This window comes from Paenibacillus solani (genome assembly GCF_001277345.1).
GTDB classification, from domain to species: domain Bacteria; phylum Bacillota; class Bacilli; order Paenibacillales; family Paenibacillaceae; genus Paenibacillus_AQ; species Paenibacillus_AQ solani.
This window is the reverse complement of sequence record NZ_LIUT01000003.1, coordinates 90,981-109,989: the sequence shown is the minus strand read 5'-3', so window position 1 is coordinate 109,989 and position 19,009 is coordinate 90,981. Positions and strand designations below refer to the sequence as shown.

The 19,009-nt window shown below is 47.5% G+C and carries 18 protein-coding genes; 11 read left to right on the top strand and 7 right to left on the bottom strand.

Features of this window, described 5'->3' with window-relative positions:
- Positions 1-37 precede the first annotated feature (37 nt).
- Together AM231_RS17805 and AM231_RS30540 are read right to left on the bottom strand one after the other, a co-directional pair.
- Entirely contained in the window at positions 38-1,084 is a 1,047-nt protein-coding gene (locus AM231_RS17805) for an HD-GYP domain-containing protein (protein ID WP_054403869.1), read from the bottom strand.
- 316 nt (positions 1,085-1,400) lie between these two features.
- A complete protein-coding gene (locus AM231_RS30540) occupies positions 1,401-1,733 on the bottom strand; it encodes a MoaD/ThiS family protein (protein WP_082341738.1) in 333 nt (110 codons plus the stop codon).
- 74 nt (positions 1,734-1,807) lie between these two features.
- Between AM231_RS30540 and AM231_RS17800 the strand changes: the two genes are divergently transcribed.
- From AM231_RS17800 to AM231_RS17755, 11 genes are all read left to right on the top strand, one after another.
- Entirely contained in the window at positions 1,808-3,241 is a 1,434-nt protein-coding gene (locus tag AM231_RS17800; RefSeq protein WP_242615228.1) for a bifunctional metallophosphatase/5'-nucleotidase, read from the top strand.
- Positions 3,242-3,311: 70 nt separating this feature from the next.
- On the top strand, positions 3,312-4,136 hold the full coding sequence (locus tag AM231_RS17795) for an undecaprenyl-diphosphate phosphatase (protein WP_054403867.1): 825 nt from the start codon (positions 3,312-3,314) through the stop codon (positions 4,134-4,136).
- 103 nt (positions 4,137-4,239) lie between these two features.
- Entirely contained in the window at positions 4,240-5,337 is a 1,098-nt protein-coding gene (locus AM231_RS17790; protein WP_053491976.1) for an HD-GYP domain-containing protein, read from the top strand.
- A gap of 18 nt (positions 5,338-5,355) precedes the next feature.
- Positions 5,356-7,608, top strand: coding sequence for an MMPL family transporter (locus AM231_RS17785; protein WP_054403866.1), 2,253 nt, complete (start codon positions 5,356-5,358; stop codon positions 7,606-7,608).
- Positions 7,609-7,757: 149 nt separating this feature from the next.
- Positions 7,758-8,897: a radical SAM/CxCxxxxC motif protein YfkAB gene (gene yfkAB, locus AM231_RS17780; RefSeq protein ID WP_054403865.1), complete on the top strand. Its 1,140-nt coding sequence runs from the start codon at positions 7,758-7,760 to the stop codon at positions 8,895-8,897.
- A 26-nt stretch (positions 8,898-8,923) separates the two neighbouring features.
- Positions 8,924-10,249, top strand: a complete 1,326-nt coding sequence (locus AM231_RS17775; protein ID WP_054403864.1) for a hemolysin family protein — start codon at positions 8,924-8,926, stop codon at positions 10,247-10,249.
- Positions 10,250-10,283: 34 nt separating this feature from the next.
- On the top strand, positions 10,284-11,315 hold the full coding sequence (gene ytvI, locus AM231_RS17770) for a sporulation integral membrane protein YtvI (protein ID WP_054403863.1): 1,032 nt from the start codon (positions 10,284-10,286) through the stop codon (positions 11,313-11,315).
- Positions 11,316-11,465: 150 nt separating this feature from the next.
- Complete coding sequence (locus tag AM231_RS28335) at positions 11,466-11,687, top strand: spore coat associated protein CotJA (RefSeq protein ID WP_082341737.1); 222 nt, start codon at positions 11,466-11,468, stop codon at positions 11,685-11,687.
- Between the two features lie 6 nt (positions 11,688-11,693).
- Positions 11,694-11,969, top strand: a complete 276-nt coding sequence (locus AM231_RS17765) for a spore coat protein CotJB (protein WP_054403862.1) — start codon at positions 11,694-11,696, stop codon at positions 11,967-11,969.
- A gap of 90 nt (positions 11,970-12,059) precedes the next feature.
- The gene (locus AM231_RS17760) at positions 12,060-12,629 is read left to right on the top strand and encodes a manganese catalase family protein (RefSeq protein WP_053491982.1); all 570 of its coding nucleotides are present in this window, start codon (positions 12,060-12,062) and stop codon (positions 12,627-12,629) included.
- Between the two features lie 274 nt (positions 12,630-12,903).
- On the top strand, positions 12,904-13,599 hold the full coding sequence (locus AM231_RS17755; RefSeq protein WP_054403861.1) for an HAD family hydrolase: 696 nt from the start codon (positions 12,904-12,906) through the stop codon (positions 13,597-13,599).
- 67 nt (positions 13,600-13,666) lie between these two features.
- Here the strand turns inward: AM231_RS17755 and AM231_RS17750 are convergent, their stop codons facing one another.
- The 5 genes from AM231_RS17750 to AM231_RS17730 are packed head-to-tail and all read right to left on the bottom strand — an operon-like array spanning position 13,667 to position 18,996.
- The gene (locus tag AM231_RS17750) at positions 13,667-14,815 is read right to left on the bottom strand and encodes a YheC/YheD family endospore coat-associated protein (RefSeq protein ID WP_054403860.1); all 1,149 of its coding nucleotides are present in this window, start codon (positions 14,813-14,815) and stop codon (positions 13,667-13,669) included.
- Positions 14,797-15,336, bottom strand: coding sequence for an N-acetyltransferase (locus AM231_RS17745; RefSeq protein ID WP_054403859.1), 540 nt, complete (start codon positions 15,334-15,336; stop codon positions 14,797-14,799). Before AM231_RS17745 ends, AM231_RS17750 begins: the two co-directional genes overlap by 19 nt.
- A gap of 50 nt (positions 15,337-15,386) precedes the next feature.
- Positions 15,387-16,493 (bottom strand): YheC/YheD family endospore coat-associated protein, encoded by a 1,107-nt coding sequence (locus AM231_RS17740; RefSeq protein ID WP_082341736.1) that lies wholly within the window; start codon positions 16,491-16,493, stop codon positions 15,387-15,389.
- On the bottom strand, positions 16,490-17,863 hold the full coding sequence (locus AM231_RS17735; RefSeq protein ID WP_053491986.1) for a YheC/YheD family endospore coat-associated protein: 1,374 nt from the start codon (positions 17,861-17,863) through the stop codon (positions 16,490-16,492). The genes AM231_RS17740 and AM231_RS17735 overlap by 4 nt, the downstream gene beginning before the upstream one ends.
- On the bottom strand, positions 17,860-18,996 hold the full coding sequence (locus AM231_RS17730; protein WP_054403858.1) for a YheC/YheD family endospore coat-associated protein: 1,137 nt from the start codon (positions 18,994-18,996) through the stop codon (positions 17,860-17,862). The genes AM231_RS17735 and AM231_RS17730 overlap by 4 nt, the downstream gene beginning before the upstream one ends.
- Positions 18,997-19,009: the final 13 nt, after the last annotated feature.

Here is a 19,009-nt window from a genome sequence, read left to right as displayed (position 1 = left end):
CGTTTGCGACGTTTATATGAAAATAGCAGATTACTCGCTACAAAAGGATCTCTTGGATCGAGGTATGATATTCTTTGGAAAGATCAATGAATCGATCATCGGTTTTAACTAGCGGACGGAAATAATCGGAAGGATGGTTCATGACGATTATGCCGGATTCACCTGTTGTCAGCAGGACTTTCTTGCCGATAAAGTTCGGCAGCATTTGCTGGATGAACGCATGCGTCGGTTTGCCGTTCAGTTTCCCGAAGCTGAGGCTGTATAGCTCCCGCAAAACCGTCAAGAGCTGCTGTTTGGATTGGTAAACCCGATTCGTAGTCATCGCACTGTATACATCGGCTACAGCGCAAATATGAGCATAGGGATGGATTTGTTCTTCCCCGAGCGCCCGCGGATACCCGGAACCGTCATCCCGTTCATGATGCTGCAGCGCAACCATGGCGGTAATCTTGTCATTCATGGAAGCAGAGATCATCTCATACCCGTAGACGGTATGCAGCTTCACTTGCTCAAATTCCTCGCTTGTCAGTTTGTCAGGCTTATCAAGTATATCTCTGGAAATCTTACTCTTGCCGATGTCATGGAGATAACCGGCTTTGCCAATTTCATAGGCTTCTTTCTTGGAGTAGCCCATCCAATCGGCGATATAATACGATAACATCCCGACTTGAATGGAGTGTCTGTATGTATAATCGTCTTTCCCATTAAAAAGCAGAAGCAGGGATACAACATCCGTATGAACATCCAAAGAGCCAACCAGTGGTTTGAAGACATCGTCAACAACCGATTGATTGAATTTACCCGTTTGGGAAGCTTCTGTGAATAAGGTAGAACACCCATCAAATGCAAGATTGAATTGTGGCTTCACCTTGTTGAATGAATCTGAGATTTCAGATAAAGGATCAAGGGATAATGACAATGTCCGCGGTTTTATTTCTACGTAATCGATTCCATGCTGGCCAAGCTTGGATATGTCCTCTAAACGAAGTGTTGCCCCTTCCTGTAGAACATGAACGCCCTTATCGTTGTAAGCATCGTGCTGTATTTGATCTCCGGGTATCAGGTCTGTGACATGTACTCTCAAATCATTGCACCTCTTGCCCTTATAAAAGTGAGCATTTTGCATAAAATTCTTTTAAACCAATTGGCGAATAATTGATGCATAATCAGATCAATATGTATTCGTCAATATAGATGTTATGGAATATGCGAGATAGAATAAGGCAAAATACTGAAGTAAAAGATCAAAACTATCTTAGCAAGAAAATTATGGTTTTACAATGTGAAATTGCGTCTTATAGCCTATCAGTTGGATCTCAGGAACCTGCTTCTTGTCCTTCAAACTCCGTTCTATCGTCCTATACCCTCTTGTTCTATATCGGAAGATACGTTTCAATTGTTTAATGCAAGGCTGGCAGAAGGCGGGAGTTTTGCATGGCCGTCAGATAGTCACCGGACACAGGTGGAAAAAGTGCAACCTCGTCACCGTGCTGAATAAGGCGAGCAGAAAGTGCATAGTTTTGATTGACCGTCACGAAAACGGTGGGCAATCTGGGGGAGGTATGCGGATAAGCTTTGCTAAGAAGCGACTTAATTCTCCAGCGTAAGTGGGAGAGCAGGTAAGTTGAATGTAGGGAAGCCGTTCCGATCGTTCGGTTAATCCGGAATAGCAGTATAGAATGACTGTCGAATACTGCATCACTTCGTAATTCTTGTGGGCTGCAATATACCATATTCCTTGTTAAAATGTTATGCTTGTAAGACCGGAAATTATCCGTATAACGGACTTATGAGAGGGGGCCGCCAGGTGGTAACAGGGGAGACAAATCAGAAGCTGACCCTATTGTACACGAACGATATACACAGCCATTTTGACACAATGAGTAGCGTGGCGGCACTTATTTCCCGGGAAAAGGAAGCTGCCGGTGAGAAGGTGGTCGTGCTGGATATTGGTGACCATATGGACCGGGCATCGATGGAAACCGAAGGGTCCATGGGTCAAGCCAACGTCGATGTCATGAATTTGACAGGATACGACGCAATTACGATCGGTAATAATGAAGGGCTAACCATCTCGTATGATGTACTGGAACATGTATATGCTGGATTGCAGTGCCCTATCGTTTGCTGCAACATTCATGAGATAACGAGCGGCAATCCCCCTTCTTGGATGAAAAAGCACGTGATTCTTGAGCGGGAAGGCATACGCATCGGACTTACTGGTGCAACTGCAGCTTTTGCAGGATTTTATCAATTGTTAGGCTGGGAAGCTGGGGATCCAGTGCAGGCCATTGCTGAACAAGTACATGAGCTGCAGGACCACTGCGATATTATTGTGGTGTTATCTCATTTAGGTCTAACGATGGATAAAAGATTAGCAGAACAAATTGCCGGCATCGATGTTATACTTGGCGGTCATACTCATCATATTTTGGAGGAGCCGATGATCATCGGGCAGACAACGGTGTGTGGGGCAGGCAAATTCGGACAATATGTGGGTCGTCTCGACATGCAGAGGAACCATGAGAATGAACGCTTTACCTGTATAGAAGGCAGCTTGCTGCCCGTGGACAAAAGCTTGATGGAGCCGCTCGTTGAGCAAGCGATTATGAAGCACCATGAGCTGGCTAAGGAGAAATTATCGGAGGCGGTGGCCGTAATTGACCGTCAGCTGCCGATTAATTATGAGAAGGAGTCACCTTTTGCGAACCTCCTAGCTCAGGCCGTGCTGCAGCATACAGGTGCGGAGATTGCCATCATCAATTCAGGACAGCTGCTTGGACCTTTGCCGGAAGGTGAAATTAGTACAGGAATGCTTCATAGCCTATGCCCTTCCCCAATTAATCCCTGTGTTGTGAAATTGCTTGGAGAGCATATCTACCAGGCGCTTGAAGAAAGTCTTCTTGAAGAGTTTAGCGGGAAGAAGATATTGGGCTTTGGTTTCCGCGGATATATATTAGGCGGACTGGCTGTGGATGGCTGCAAGATTCGGTATGACAAGGACGGAGAACCCTATCAGAAAATAACGGATATCTCCTTGAAGGGACAACCGCTGGACCGGAAACGGGAATACACAGTGGGAACTCTCGATATGTTTACCTTTAAGATAGGATATGAAACGTTGGCCTTAGGCAAGGATACGGTATATATGCTGCCTGAGTTAATCAGAGATTTACTGCGGACCGAGCTTGCCCGTCCCGGTTCGCTTGAGGCATCCATGATTCCACGTTGGATATCCTAACCCCTTCTCGACTAACTTGCTTTGTCCGAGCATACATATGAGAAGGACAAAGGTTAGGGAGGGGTAAGACATGGATTTTATCACATCTATTATTCTTGGCATCGTAGAAGGGTTAACGGAATTCATCCCGGTGTCTTCCACAGGCCATATGATTTTGACGACCAAGGTGCTTGGGTACGATGATCAGACACCCATGATGAAGACGTTTGAGATTGTTATCCAGCTTGGCGCCATCCTGGCTATTGCGATCGTTTACTGGAATCGGATTCTGAACCTGCTTGGCTGGAGCCGGAGCGAACCATTGAATAAGAAGGAATCCCGCAAAAGGCTGAATCTCATTCATATCCTATTGGGCATCGCTCCAGCCCTGCTCGTTGCTTATTATGCAAGGGATTTTATCAAAAGCCTGTTCCATGTCCAGACTGTATTGTTTGCACTCGTTGCCGGTGGTATTTTTATGATATTTGCAGAATGGTTCAATAAGCACAAGGTTCAAGTGACTTCTCAAGAACTGGACGATATGACATATAAGCAGGCGCTTCAGATTGGCATCTATCAGATTATATCCGTTTTATGGCCGGGCTTTTCCCGTTCGGGATCCACGATCTCCGGTGGCATGCTTAGCGGCGTAAGCTACAAGGCATCGGCCGATTTTTCGTTTATTATCGCCATTCCGATTATGTGTGCTGCGTCCGGTTACGAATTGCTGGACTCGTACCGATATTTTACTTCAGAGACGGTCGGTGTGTTTCTAACTGGTTTTATCGTTTCATTTGTAGTTGCTTATTTTGTCGTCTTAGCCTTTAGGAAGCTTATACAGAAGATTCGCCTTACTCATTTTGCGATCTACCGTTTTGTTCTCGCTGCCATTTTTTGGTTGTTTATCATGCAATAGCAGTCGTCACAAGAAGGGAATCGGCTTCGTCGTATAGGACTCCACTGAAGATTGAACGCTATATCCTACACAAGTTTGAAAATAGCAGAGGAAGTGACGGATTTTGCGTCTTATACCTATCAACGCGTTGCGGCCGGGAATGGTTCTTGGTAAAAAAATTTACAGTAGCGAGGGCTTGATTCTGCTTGCCGAAGGAGTGGAGCTGACAGCAGGACTTATCCGCCGACTGGGCACTTTAGAAATCGGGTATGTGTATATTGAGGATCGGATGACAGACGATATTATCGTTCCAGAGTTGTTGACTGAAGAAACCCAGCAGCAGGCGCTTCGCTCGCTTCGGACGAGCTTTAAGAATCTGGAGAATCAGCCCGCTCTGAAGGGTAGCTTCCATCATCTTGGCAAAACTTTTTCCGGGATGATGGAATCGATTATGGATGAAATTTCGGAGCACGATGAGTGTATGGTACTGCTGACGGAGATGAATACGAATGATTATAATCTTTATCGTCATTCGCTTAACGTATGCATTTATACCACGGTCCTCGGAGTGGCTCACGGTTATAGCCGAGATGAGCTAAAGGTTCTGGGCTTGGGGGCATTACTTCATGATATAGGCAAGACGCGGATCTCCCAGAAGCTTCTTCAGCATCCTGGCCGCTTGAATGATGAAGAATTCCGCGAGGTTCAGAAGCATACCGAGATCGGATTTGCGATTTTGAAGGATGAGCCCAACATTCCGCTGCTTTCGGCTCATTGTGCTCTATCCCATCATGAGCGCTTGGATGGCAGCGGCTACCCCAGGGCTTTAAAGGGACCTGACATCCACGAATATGCTAAATGGATCGCTATCACCGATTCTTATGATGCCATGACAACACAGCGAGTGTACAAGCCTGCTTTATTGCCGCATGAGGCAGTGGAGGTCATGTATGCAGGTTCTGGAAAGCTGTTTGAACAGTCATTCCTGGCCACGTTTCGAGACCGTGTCGCGATCTATCCTCCTGGAATCACTGTGAAATTACATACAGGAGAAAGTGGGGTCGTATCCAAAATTCACGCGAACGTTCCGCATCGGCCTGTTGTACGTGTATTAACTGATGCCGAAGGCGTTCCGCTCCCCGCACCACATGAATTGGATTTGTCCCAAACGCTGACCACCATGATTACAGGCATCGGGCACACTAACCAAGAACATACTTGATGATAAGGAGGTTGACTCGTGAGACGTAACGACCATACAACATGGCTGCATTCATGGGGGCGGTTCATTTATCGCCACCGTAAATCCTTTGTTGTGGCCTGGTGTCTTTTGTTTTGCGGGTTGATTCCCTTTGCCTTCAAGCTGCCTTCCCTACTCCAGCATAATGGGTTTACCCCGAAGGACAGCCCTTCCCAGGCGGGGGTTGAGAAACTGGAAGAGGGTTTGGGGTTGTCGGCGGCATCGCTGGATATCGTCATCATTAGCCAAGATGATGAGAATCTTACCACAGGCACATCCCAGAGGCGAATCATGACCGAATTGGAGCCGTTCCGGGCCCTTCCCTATGTCAGGGACATTTATATGAATATGGCTGCTCATAAGACAGGTGAGGACCATATCGTGTCGGTGACGGCATTGCTGAACTTGGATGCCTCACAAGCCTTGCAACGATTTGAAGAAATACGAGACTCCGTTCCCGACATTACGGGAGCGGATACATACATAACCGGTAATACCGCCATATTTGCTGATATGAACCAGGCCGTCAAAAGTGATATTATCCGTGCGGAGATGATCGGCATTCCAGCAGCGCTGCTCATATTGGCCATCGTATTCGGCACATTGACAGCTGCACTTCTTCCCTTGATAGCAGGAGTCACCAGCGTAGTGGTTACGATGGGTGTTCTGTATTTTGTTGCGCTGGCTGATGGCTCGATCAGCAATTTCCTTCCAAATGTCGTCACGATGTTGGGGCTCGCTGTAGGAATCGATTATGCCCTGTTGGTTGTAAGCCGTTTTAAAGAAGAAATGGAGAGATTCGGCGGGGATGTCAGGACGGCACTGGCCGTCACATGTGCTACCTCCGGTAAGGCTGTCATATTCTCGGGAGCCGCTGTGTTGATAGGTTTTGTGGCGATGAATTTTATAGATCTGCCGATCTTCCGTTCCTTTAGCATTGGTGGTATTACCGTCGTGCTATTGTCCGTGCTTGCGGCCAATACGCTTCTTCCCGCTTTATTGGGACTTTTGGGTACGCACATCGATACACTTCCATTATTTCCGGCCAAATACCGGGCTCATCGGATACGGCAATCCTCCGGCATGTGGAGAAGGATCTCCAGATTTGTGATGGCTCATCCCGTAACCATTTCTCTGGCTGTCATCGGATTACTCATGGTGGCCATTTTTCCTGTTCGAAACATGAATATTGCTATCCCTGCAGCTGAAGTGCTTCCGCCTACCTATGAATCTCGATATGGCTACGACCTGCTCACACAGGCTTATGATGAAAGAGAACTGAATTCCATCGTCGTGGCGGTTGAGCTTCCAGCTTCCTATGACAATATAAGGTCTATCGAGCTGATGAAGGCTTATACCGATGAAGTCAGGGGAATGCCAGGTGTGAATAGGGTGGAAAGCTACTTGAGCATTGGCAGAGGCTCGGTCCAGGAAGTAACCAACTATTTGTCCCGTGATGACATCCGGCAGCAGCTGGAGCGGCATCATTTCGTCAAGAATAATGTGGCCGCCGTCGCTGTAATTCCGGAATATGGGGAATCTCATGCACTCACCGCGGAGCTTGTCAGGGAGCTGCGGAAGATGGATACAAAGGAATTGACTACCTATGTCACGGGAAGCCCAGCTTATAAACTTGATATTATAGATGCCATCCATCAAAATATTGCGCTAGTCCTGGTGTTTGTATTTGTTGTTACCTATGTCATCCTTCTCCTCGCGTTTCGCTCGGTCGTGCTTCCATTAAAAGCGAGTGCGATGAACATGCTTAGCTTGGGGGCAGGGCTTGGGATCGTGGTGTGGGTATTCCAGGAGGGGATAGGCGCTGATTGGCTCGGTGTATCCTCTACGGGATCTATCTTTGCCCTTCTGCCAATACTCATATTTTGTGTCGTATTCGGTATATCGATGGACTATGAAGTAATGATGCTCTCGCGAATCATGGAGAACTATGTACGGACAGGAGATAACGAATTCAGTACAGCCGAAGGGCTGGAGAGTACGGGGGGACTGATTACAAGCGCAGCTCTGATTCTAGCTGTTGTTGTAGGAGCCTTCGTATTTACGGACAATGAAGTTATGAAAGCCATTGGGTTAGGCCTGACCGCCGCCATTCTGCTGGATGCCACAGTGATCCGTGTGCTGCTAGTTCCTGCATTCATGAAAATCATGGGCAAAGCGAATTGGTGGAGCCCCCGCTGGATGTTTCCTAGGCATAAGACATCTTCCTTAGAGTGGTCCGAAAAAGGGAAGTAAACGGCCGAACTTTCATTCCAATCAAGCAAAAGCCTTCTGATTGGGTATGTTATAATCATATAATGGACTTTAATCCAAAACCGTAGAGTACATTCACACTAAGTTGTACTATTTGATTCGGTAATTCAATGAAATAAGGTGAGTGAAATATGAGTAATACAGCACAGCCAATCCCAGCAGCCGTAAGGCAGATTTCGCCGAGTTATGATCCGTGGGATCCCATCACCTCCTTGCGCGAGCATGGCCGCCATGTGCTGACCAGTGTGGAGATGACCGTGACCCATCTATGTAATATGCGCTGCGAGCATTGCGCTGTTGGGGATATGCTGGTCATGAAGGAAGCCCCGATGCTGCCCCTGGATACGATGCTTAAACGGCTGGACGAGGTTGAGCACTTGCAGACGATCAGTCTGACTGGCGGTGAACCGGCATTCTTAGGCAAGACCGTGGACAATGTCATTGTTCCCCTTCTGAAGTATGCCAAGGAGCGGGGAATCCGTACCCAGATCAACTCCAATCTGACGCTTGATATTAGTCGATATGAGAAAATGCTGCCCTACCTGGATGTGATGCACATCTCTTTCAATTATTTGAACGGGGATGATTTCTATGAGGTTGGGTTTGCGAATAGTGCACGTCCCGTTTCTAGGGAGACGGCATACAAGATGTATGATACGATGCTGGTCAACTCGGAGAAGCTGAGCGCAGCAGGGATGTACATATCCGCCGAATCCATGATTAATTACCGGACACATACCAAATTGGGCGGCATACACAAGCTGATCAAAGACATGGGCTGCAAACGTCATGAAGTCCATCCGATGTATGCTTCGAACTTTGCTTCGGCTCTGCCGGTGTTATCCTTGGCGGATATGAAAACCGCTATCCATCATCTGCTGGATGTCCGTGATCCGGATATGTGGATGCTGTTTGGAACGCTGCCATTCTATGCCTGCAGCTCCGATGATCAAGACCAGGAAATTATTCGCCGCCTGCGGCATGAACCGAACGTTACCGTTCGGAATGATCCGGATGGAAGGAACCGGGTGAATGTAAATTTATTTTCTGGTGATGTATATGTAACGGATTTTGCTGATATTGAGGCTTTTGGTAATATTAAGGAACAAACACTGGACGATATTTTTGATAAATGGTCAACAGGACACCCGTTAAATCAAACGGTCAATTGCCACTGCGATGCAGTGAGCTGCTGTGGACCGAATTTGTTGGTAGCCGACATGTACTACCGGGGTGTGGATTTTAAGTCAAGACAAGCAAAGACAAACTAGAACCCTAGGAAAGAAGGCGTGTCATCATGGCAGAGGAATTTGAGGTCGGGAAACTGATTTTGAATTTGCTCTTGGTTTTCCTACTCGTATTGTTGAATGGTGTATTTGTAGCAGCAGAATTTTCATTGGTCAAAATGCGTCAATCCCGGCTGACCCAGTTGGTTAGCGAAGGGAATCGGCTGGCGGGCATTGCCCTTAAAGTCAATCAGAAGCTGGATGCTTATTTATCTGCGACTCAACTCGGAATTACCTTAACTTCCCTGGGTCTTGGTTGGATCGGGGAACCTGCGATATCCGATTTGCTGGTGGCTCCGGTCATGCATAGTCTTGGTATTACGAATGAAGCCTTGATCACCACGATCTCGGTTGCGGTGGGCTTCTGTATTATTACCTTCCTGCATATTGTATTAGGGGAGCTTGCACCAAAATCTTTAGCCATCCAGCGGACGGAAGGAACAGCCCTGCTTCTTTCGGCTCCACTTCTCTGGTTCTATCGTATTTTTCTGCCAGTGATTTGGGTGCTGAACACTTCTGCCAACGGTATTCTGAAGATGGTCGGCATCGAGCCTGCGAATGAGTCCGAAGCTGCCCATTCCGAGGAGGAAATTCGAATTCTGATGAGCGAGAGTGCAAAGAGCGGGGTAATTGACGAGAATGAAATGAAATTGATGGACAACCTGTTCGATTTCTCTGATTTGAGAGCCAGGGAAATCATGCTGCCGCGAACGGATATGGACGTTCTCTTCACCAACTCTACTTTGGAAGAGAATTTGCAGATTGTAAGTGAGACAAAGCATTCCCGTTATCCAGTAGCCACGGACAATAAGGATCGCATCATTGGATTTATTCATATTACGGATCTTTTGCTTGCCGATCCTGAGAAGCAGCGTGACCTGGCTTCCTTGGTAAGACCTATTATGGATGTATCGGAATCGACGGAGATCAGTCGTGTGCTGCGGCAAATGCAGGCAAAGCATGAGCAGCTTGCGCTAGTCGTAGACGAGTACGGCGGGACCGCCGGCATACTTACAGCTGAGAAGATTCTTGAAGAGATTGTTGGAGACTTGTATGATGAATTTGAGGATGAACGACCGGAGATAGAAGTGTATGACGAGTACTTTTCGGTGGACGGGCGGATGCTCATTGAAGAAGTGAATGATTTGACTGGCTTAATGATTGAAGAACATAACGTAGATTCCATCGGCGGCTGGCTATTCAAAGAGCTTGAAGGCAATCCTGCAATTGGCAAGAAGGCGACCTTTGACGGAGTGGACTTTGAAGTAGAGGAATCTACACGTTTACGTGTAACTCGCGTTAAGATTCATTACAAGTTGGAGAGCCGTCTCATCTAGAACTTGCAAGACTCTATCGGTTAGGAAGTGGGTTATGTCGATTAAGCAGCTGATATTTATCGGTCTGGGGCTCCTGTTGTTGTATGGAATGTTTACGGTCGGAGCTCCCTTCTTGTTGGCTATTGTAGTTGCTATTGCATTGGAGCCGTTAAATCGACTCTTAATGAAAAGACTGCGGTTGAACCGCGTTGCGGCTGCAACTGTGACCAGTACGCTATTCCTTCTTCTAATGCTGCTTCTGGCGTATTTGATCGGATTGCAGGTATTTAATCAGCTGGTTGAATACTGGAGCCGGGCTCCGCAGTATTTTGAAGGGGCCAACGAATTTCTTCAGCATACAATTATTCAAGCACAGGACATGCTGAACGGCATTTCTCCTGGGCTTGCCGACAGCCTTACAGAATTCATGTCGAATATTTCTTCCTATATCCGCTCGTTTGTCAATTCAGTATCTTCAACCTTTTTGTCATTTGCCAAAGTACTTCCGAACCTGTTTGTGACGTTCATCGTATTCTGCGTGGCGGTTTACCTGTTTGCCTTCAGCCTTGATACGATGCGGGAAAAAGTGCTGTCCCTGTTCGATGAAACTTCACAGTCACAGGTGAACGAAGTATTGTTGAGTCTGAAGAAGTCGATCTTCGGCTTTCTGCGGGCACAGCTGATTCTCAGTCTCTTTACGTATGTAATTACGCTGCTGGGCTTGCTCGTATTAGGTATTAATTATCCGCTGGCGATTGCCCTGCTTGTTACGATTGTCGATATCCTGCCGATTCTGGGCGTTGGCTCCGTATTGGTGCCATGGTCCATCTATCTGCTCGCGGTAGGCGATATCTTTACGGGGATTGGTTTGATCATCCTCTTCATTCTGATTACGGTGATACGCCGGGTGCTGGAACCGAAGGTTATAGGAGATGCCGTCGGAATTGGTGCTTTGCCTGCGCTCGTCAGCATGTATGTCGGCTTCAAGCTGGTTGGCGTGATCGGATTTTTTATCGGCCCTTTGGTTGTCATTATCTATTCTGCTATGCGGAAAGCAGGCTTGTTTCAAATCAAAATCAAATTTTAAAACAAAATGGAGAGAACCCTTTTCCCGGAAAAAATTCTGGGGGAAGGGTTTTTTTTGTCAAAATTAAAGTTCACTTTCTGGGCGAAAGACATATGTTAGTTACGAAGAGTCTTAGATAACTATGGTTAGCGATGATAAGGAGGAATACCTTTGAAGGAGAATCCCGAGGTACGCGTATACCCAGTCTTTCATTCGCCGTTTGACCCCTGCCCTCCCAAACTATACAGATCGTATGTAGTCCCTATTAACCAGTATATCGTATTTCAACCCCCAGGCCTGCCACAGTTTAGTCCTGCTGAAGCATTGAGACACGGAACGTTATGGCCATCCTTGTACAGTCCGTATACCTCGCGAAAATTTAAAGGAGAGTGATCGGCCGTGAATGAAGCTAGACCCCAGGTTGGAGATCTGAAGTATTACGAAATGCTAGAGCAGCTTCAGGCATTGGATTTTGTCCTGGTGGAGCTGAATTTGTTTTTGGATACCCATCCGGATGATCTCAAAAGCATCGAGCAGTTCAACAAACTGACACAGGAACGGACAGTGCTCGCAAAGCAGTTTCAAGAGTGTTATGGACCGCTGCAAAATTTTGGCCGGGCTTTTTCCAAATATCCGTTTGAATGGGCGCAAGGTCCATGGCCTTGGCAGGTTTAATTGTGATGGCTAGCGGGCTGCTGCTTTGTTTACGACTTGCATGCAGCCCCCCTGAGGAGGAAAAGCGAAAACAAGGAGGCGGAGGAGCCCATGTGGGTATATGAAAAAAAGCTTCAGTATCCTGTACGCGTAAGTAAATGTGATCCCAGAATGGCAAGGTTCTTGATGGAACAATATGGAGGTGCCGATGGGGAACTCGCGGCTGCGCTCCGATACTTGAATCAGCGGTACACCATTCCAGACAAGGTCATCGGATTACTGAACGATATCGGTACAGAAGAATTGGCACATCTTGAAATGATTGCTGCCATGGTGTACAAATTGACGAAAGATGCGACCGTCGCCGAATTGGAGGCTGCCGGCCTTGGCCCTCACTATGCGAATCATGATAATGCACTGTATTACGAGAATGCCGCCGGCGTACCTTGGACTGCAACATATATTCAAGCAAAAGGGGATCCGATTGCGGATTTGTATGAGGACATTGCGGCAGAAGAGAAAGCGCGCGCTACATATCAATGGCTCATCGACATGACGGATGATGTGGATTTGCAGGACAGTCTTAAATTTTTGCGGGAACGAGAAATCATTCATTCCATCCGCTTCCGTGAAGCCGTAGAAATAATTAAGGATGACCGCGCCACGAAGAAGATATATTAAGATAGGACAGCGTTCATTGAGCTTAATGAAATATACAATGACAGGCCAGGATGAAATGGGATTCCGGGCCTGTCATATTCATGTAAGGGGCCACATTGGAAGCAAGTTTCCAGCCCAGGCATGCAAGTTGAAGTGGACAAGCCTGGGAAGGAAACACATTATTTGTCAATAGCTGCGGGCAAACGGGGTTTGCAGTTGTGATATCGTTCCTATATGATGAGGGAAGACTAGACTATAATTAGCGTATATGGAGCGAAGGGAAGGGAGAACCCAAGTGGAGAACACTGCAACGTTGACCAAGCCGGTAGCGATGATATTTGATATGGATGGAACCCTGTTTCAGACGGAAACCCTCCTGTTGCCCGCTTATCACCAATTATTCGACATTTTGCGTGAAGAGGGGCATTATGAGGGGGAAACTCCGGATGAGGAACTTATGCTTGGATGTTTGGGGATGCTGCTTGATGACATCTGGAAAAAAGTCATTCCCAATGGGACACCCGCGGCACACCGCCGTGCGGACGAGCTGCTGCTGCTGCTGGAGCTTGAGGGATTGAACAATGAAGCTGCAGTTCTGTATCCTGAGGTAAAAGAAACGCTGGAGGAGCTTCATCGACGCGGCGTTCGATTGTTTATTGCCAGTAACGGGCTGGAGCATTACGTGAAAGGGATAGCCAAAGCGAGAGGGATCATGCCGCTTTTTGAAGGGATTTACAGTGCCGGGGAGCATGGGACGGCTTCGAAGGTGGATCTGGTTCGTTTGCTGCTGGAGCAGCATAATATCCAAGACGCTTGGATGGTAGGGGACCGATCATCCGACGTGGAGGCAGGTAAAGAGAACGGCCAGACGGTCATTGGCTGTCAATATGCAGGTTTCGGAGGGAAACAGGAGCTGAAAGGATCGGATGTAATTATCCAATCTTTTTCACAATTGTTGAAGCACTATGACCAGACCATGCCGAGTAGATAGATAGGAGTCACAAAGGCTGTTTCCGAAGGGTAGCAATCGACCCGTTTGGAAACAGCCTTTGTGTTTTCTATAATTCTAAACCGGTATTCGTTGATTTGGCATAAGCATTCTTGGTATTTTTTTTCTGATTGTATAACCACAGGGCATATTCTAACGGTTTTACCATGGAATCGCGGTAGGCTGCTATATCGCCCACTTGTGAGAAAACTTCCCTTGATGGTTTGGGATTCACCTCAAGGAGAAGAACTCTCCCTTTTTTATCTATGGCCAGATCCAGAGCTAGTTCGCATAAGCCACCATACTGTCCGTCAAGAAATTGGGCTATATCTACCCCAAGGGCATCGGCTTCCTTTCGGATATTGGCGCATTGTATCGGATCCTCGATCCATTTACTCAGCAATTCATCCATCATGGTTGCGCGCCCGCCGCCATGCAGGTTGGATGTAACGCTTCTTTGTGCGCCAACGCGTCCTACACATCCGGTAACTTTCCATTGTCCGGAACCGTTTTTCTGTACGAGCATCCGATAATCATGTACTCTTCCATCGGGAAGCTCCAGCTGTATTCCCTCTTGTACCAGGTATCTATCTTTATGACCCCAGGCTGACAGATATTGTGCCAGATGGCCTGAAGGCATTCTTTTCGGTTTAATGATGCTTCGATTGTGATTGCGTCCCCGGACTTCATACGTACCCGCCACGCCCGGAATCTTGGTGATTCGCAGAATTCCACGACCGCCTGTTCCGTTGATCGGCTTAAAATAGACAGTAGGATGGTTATCCAGCATCCGATGAATGTCGCTTGTGCTAGTCACAATTCGAGTGACCGGCAAATGGGGCCTGAAGCGTTTTTTGGTGGATAGTATTTGATGAATCGTCCATTTGTTGCGTAAAGGTCTGTTTAAAAACAGCAAATGTCGGTAACGTGAACGAAATTTTAACAGCTGTTGGAAGCGAGGACTCTTTTGAATGCGGCATCGATCAAAGATCATATTGGGAAACGAGCGCCATCTTCGGCTCCATCTCCGGTTATCAGGATCGTACTCCATAGCATTGATCAAGCCTTGAGAGTTGTTTACATCGGCGGGGGTAAAGACATAGACGTCCAGCCCCATCGCTTTCCCTTCCTTAATCATATGCTCGTAGATATGCCGTTCCTCCAGTTTTCTCCGTTCATCCAAGTATAGCGTCATAATGCCTAAGACGGGTTTTGACACGGAAGCTCACCTTCTTGAATAGAGTCAGCACTAGTTGTTAAAGAACTTCGGAATTGGTTTGAGGGCAGGGCTGTGCTCATGATGAATGTAGGGTTACCTGTCGGGCCTTGCTCGAGTGCAACGGCCTGCAGCCCTGCATGAAAGCACATTTTCAAACTGGCTGAATACTCAGCAGCCACTTCGCATCGCAGTCGGCCAAATCGGATCAATAGCGAGCGGATCAGAGAAGATCCGATACGTCGATTACGATATAGAGGGTGTACAGCAACCATACAGGCATCTTCTCCATAGTTCGCTGCAAAGCAAATCCCTACCGGTATATGGCCGACATCGCTTCGAACCGTTGCCGCAACAATGGAGGTGCCAGGTTTCAGCAGCTCATCGTAGGAAAGCGTTGCAAGACACTGATGATCTTCATGGGTTAGTTGCTCGTTGCTGTATCGCCGGAAGAAATCACTGCATTGTTGCTTGGCATGCGGCCATTCATCCGGGCTTGAGAGAGAGAGGGATGAGATCTTCATAGGATCCTCTCCTTTCCTGGGTTTTTATGAATAAGGGACTCGCTTCCTGCTTACCTTTGATTGATAAGGTAGTCGGAATATTGGAAAATTCGCTCCAAAGATTTCTTGCGAATCCCGGGTTCATCGAATTTCATTGGTCTTGAGTTGGCTTCAAAGAACCACAGGACACCTTCGTTATCAATGCCAAGGTCCATGGACATTTCGCCATGTGGATGACCTGAGCTTTTCTCGATTTGCCGGGCTATATGGATGGCTGCTTTTCTAACTTCGCTGAGAATGGCATCGGAGCGCTCCTGGCCGAACACGATGGGCAGTAATTTCTCAGGATCCTCAATCGTTCCGCCGCGAGGAACGTGAGTTGTTATGCTTTTGGCACCGGCCATACGAGCACCGACGCCGGTAACAGCCCACAGTCCGGACTCGTTTTTCTGTACAAGAATACGAAGGTCAAAAGCTCGCCCATGGACCTGAGCCAATTCAATTCCCTGCTGGATCAGGTAAGAGCTCCCTTTGGTTTCCTGATAGACCCGGTTCCAAAGCCGCTCCAGGGAAGCTGCTTTGTAGGTAGTACTGTTTTTGTTATTCTGAATTTGAATGCGGTAGGGCAACGGTTTACTCTTCTGATAACGCACCCTCATGATGCCTTGGCCGGCTTTGCCATCCTCAGGCTTGAGGTACAGATAAGGCTTTCGTTTGATCATTTCGTATAAAGTAGGAAATCCCTTCATACGCTTCGTTAAGGGAGCCCATTTCTTGGTTAAGCCTGACTTAGTCAGCCATACAAAAAGCTGTCTTTTATTAAAAAAATGCGGATTGTAGATGTCGATGCGGGGATGCAGTTGACATTCCTTAATTTTGCGGCGAACCCAGGGGAGGGATTCATCCTCCCGGTTTGGAATTCGGTTGTATATCACCAGGGGCAGCGGGCACTGTCTCTGCTCCCAGGTATGATCGCGCTGCAGCATATAGCCTTTGACGGTATCCGAGTTCAATTTCAGATCGCGCACGGTCACTACATAGACCAGAAAGCCCATCTCTTTTCCCGTTTTGATAATTTCCTGGAAATTTTGTCTATTGCCTCTAAACATCGTATGCGAATCGTGCATGGTCAGGATTGCCACAATAGGTTTTTCATCACTTTCCACTCGGCTGATCACGAATCATTCCCCCTGTGGAAGCCACTCAAATACATACTATGGTCAAAAATATGCTCGACCGATGCTCTTCCTTCCCCTCTTAGCGCAGGATGGTTGAAGATCGATCGGCCTGGCTTCGAATTTGCTTCAAACATCCAGATTCTTTCTTGATCATCAATTCCGATATCAAATCCGAGTTCTCCCAAAAGATGTGGATGATGATTCTCGATGGCTTCCGACATCGTGATGGCAGCTTGCTTGGCACGTTCCAGTACTTCCCGCGATTTGGAGCCGAATGCTCGAGAAAGAGCGTGTTCCGGCGTCAACAATGATCCACCATTTTTGATGTGCGTAGTTACGCTGCCCCGGCCAGCCTTTTTGGCACCGATTCCTACTACCGCCCAGCGATTTTTGCTGTTCTTATGCATATGGAATCTGAAATCGATCGGGCACCCATCAATTTCGATGAGACGTATTCCCTGTTGAATGACATAATTCCGCAGCCTGGAGCCGTGTTTGGCTTGGAGCATCCGCATTAGGCTATTAAAATTGGGGAATTTAAGCAGTGTGTTGCCTTCGTTGCCGTGATAACGCGCGTAGTAGCCTTTTTTCGGAAGGTAGGTTAAGCGGTAGATGCCGAGGCCTAAACTACCGGCAGAGGGCTTATAATATACAAAATTGTGACGCTCCATCATATCTTTGATCTGTTCAGGACTCGGATTGTTATAGGTTTCCGGCAAGTATTTTCCCGCCTGGACATCGCCGTCCAGCAGTGAATATATATCGGATTTGTTGAAGAAGGCCCAGTTAAAAAACTTGATATTACGTTTGCCAAAACGGTCCCGCAGCTGATTGGTAAAAGGGGAAAAGTCCGTTTTACGGCTAGGGAGACGGTTATAGACGACGTCAGGAAGCGGGACGGTTCTGCGAACGAAGCCGCCGTTAGCGCCGAGTATATAACCTTGCACGCTCCCACGCTGCCAGTTTATATCTCGCGGAGCAAAGGCATACACAAACATTTTTTTATTGCCTTCGCGAAGCAGTTGCCGGATATAGGAGGCACGAGCTCCAAAGGGATTGGACGAATTATGCGGCCCATCCGATAGAATTCCGACAACAGGCCCCAATTCAATTTCTCCCTCACGAGAAGAATGAATATAGATGGGTCCTTGTCTTGGTACAGGTATATTGTTTCGGACACCGCTGCTTAAATAGATGTGTTTTCCAGATCGCTCTATCGGTTTTACCGCAGCTGATATGGTCTGGGTGCCTATTCGAAGCTGAATCGATTTTTTGCTTGATAGCCCTAGGCTTCGGAACAGCGAACCGGATAAAAAGACGACTTTTTCGGGCTGCTGCGAGAAGTGAATATTTCCGAAATTCAAACTCATGTATTTACCCTCCTAAGTTGTCGAAGCAATAAATAACGGGCGTATTGAATCGGATGTTCAATGGACAGTCTGGCTGCGTGAGCATCTCCCGTTAAAGTAAATGCACGTCGGCCAGGTTTGGAATTGACCTCCAGAATCCATACCCGCCCTTGGGTATCTATGCCGAAGTCGATCCCCAGTTCGCCCAGTCGGCCGAAGCCTTCTTCCAGCAAGGGGGGAAGCTGATCGGATAAATGGCGGATGGTCCGAATGATCTTCAAAGCCTTCTCATCTCCGAAATCGGAGGTTAAATAAGGCAAGGCAGGGTAAGCTGTACCGCCTCCATGAAGGTTAGAAGTCAATCCATGCTCTGCTCCTTGCCGAACTGCAATTCCGGTGATGGACCATAAGCCGCGATCATTCTTTTGAACGAGAGACCGAAGATCATACGGATTCCCTTTTCGGTTAAGAAGTCTCAGGAAAGGTTGAATGATAAATCGGCGAGTACCGGTAAAATGCCGGACCCATTCGTCCATCTGCTGGAGAGTAATCGTCTGCTCGAACGTACAGTTTCGTCGGTCTCTTCCATGCAGTTTGATCTTCTGATCTTCTATAAAAGACAGGTATAGAGTATGACGACCATGTGAACCCCCGCTTGGTTTCATGAAAATTCCACTTCCGAAAGTCAGCAAAGCCCGGTTTAGTGACTCAGCGCCTGTATATCGAATAGTGGCTGGCAGATGAGGTTTTAAGGCAGAGAAGCGTTTCAAGAATTGATGAACTTTTATTTTTCCCGGCAGACCCCGCGACCAGAGCATGGAGCCTTGCTGCAGCAGCCTGTTCAGAAACTCACTGGCGCTAGCGGTTTCATCACCGTTTCGGTGCAGGCATCGGTCATAGATGAGCTCAGGCGCAGAAAAGGTGCCGGTGCTCCATCCATCTGCTGGATTGTAATGATACCCTCGTATTTGGTTTACAGGGTCTCTTATTCTCCCGACGGTGGAATCGCCCTCTGGGCAAAATACGAATACCTGCACTCCAAGTCCCTTGGCCTGTGAACTTAGTTTGCCGAGATATTCCTTCTCGGCAAAAGGGGGAAAGCCCGGTCTGCGACATACCATGACACCCATGGTGCCTATCATATTTAAGGACATAGGGTTCTCCTTT

Excerpts from the sequence above, each read along its gene's own strand:
- yfkAB (WP_054403865.1), top strand. The coding sequence starts at position 7,758 with ATGAGTAATACAGCACAGCCAATCCCAGCAGCCGTAAGGCAGATTTCG.
- AM231_RS17735 (WP_053491986.1), bottom strand. The coding sequence starts at position 17,863 with ATGAGTTTGAATTTCGGAAATATTCACTTCTCGCAGCAGCCCGAAAAA.
- AM231_RS17745 (WP_054403859.1), bottom strand. The coding sequence starts at position 15,336 with ATGAAGATCTCATCCCTCTCTCTCTCAAGCCCGGATGAATGGCCGCAT.
- AM231_RS17795 (WP_054403867.1), top strand. The coding sequence starts at position 3,312 with ATGGATTTTATCACATCTATTATTCTTGGCATCGTAGAAGGGTTAACG.
- ytvI (WP_054403863.1), top strand. The coding sequence starts at position 10,284 with ATGTCGATTAAGCAGCTGATATTTATCGGTCTGGGGCTCCTGTTGTTG.
- AM231_RS17775 (WP_054403864.1), top strand. The coding sequence starts at position 8,924 with ATGGCAGAGGAATTTGAGGTCGGGAAACTGATTTTGAATTTGCTCTTG.
- AM231_RS17760 (WP_053491982.1), top strand. The coding sequence starts at position 12,060 with ATGTGGGTATATGAAAAAAAGCTTCAGTATCCTGTACGCGTAAGTAAA.
- AM231_RS30540 (WP_082341738.1), bottom strand. The coding sequence starts at position 1,733 with ATGGTATATTGCAGCCCACAAGAATTACGAAGTGATGCAGTATTCGAC.
- AM231_RS17730 (WP_054403858.1), bottom strand. The coding sequence starts at position 18,996 with ATGTCCTTAAATATGATAGGCACCATGGGTGTCATGGTATGTCGCAGA.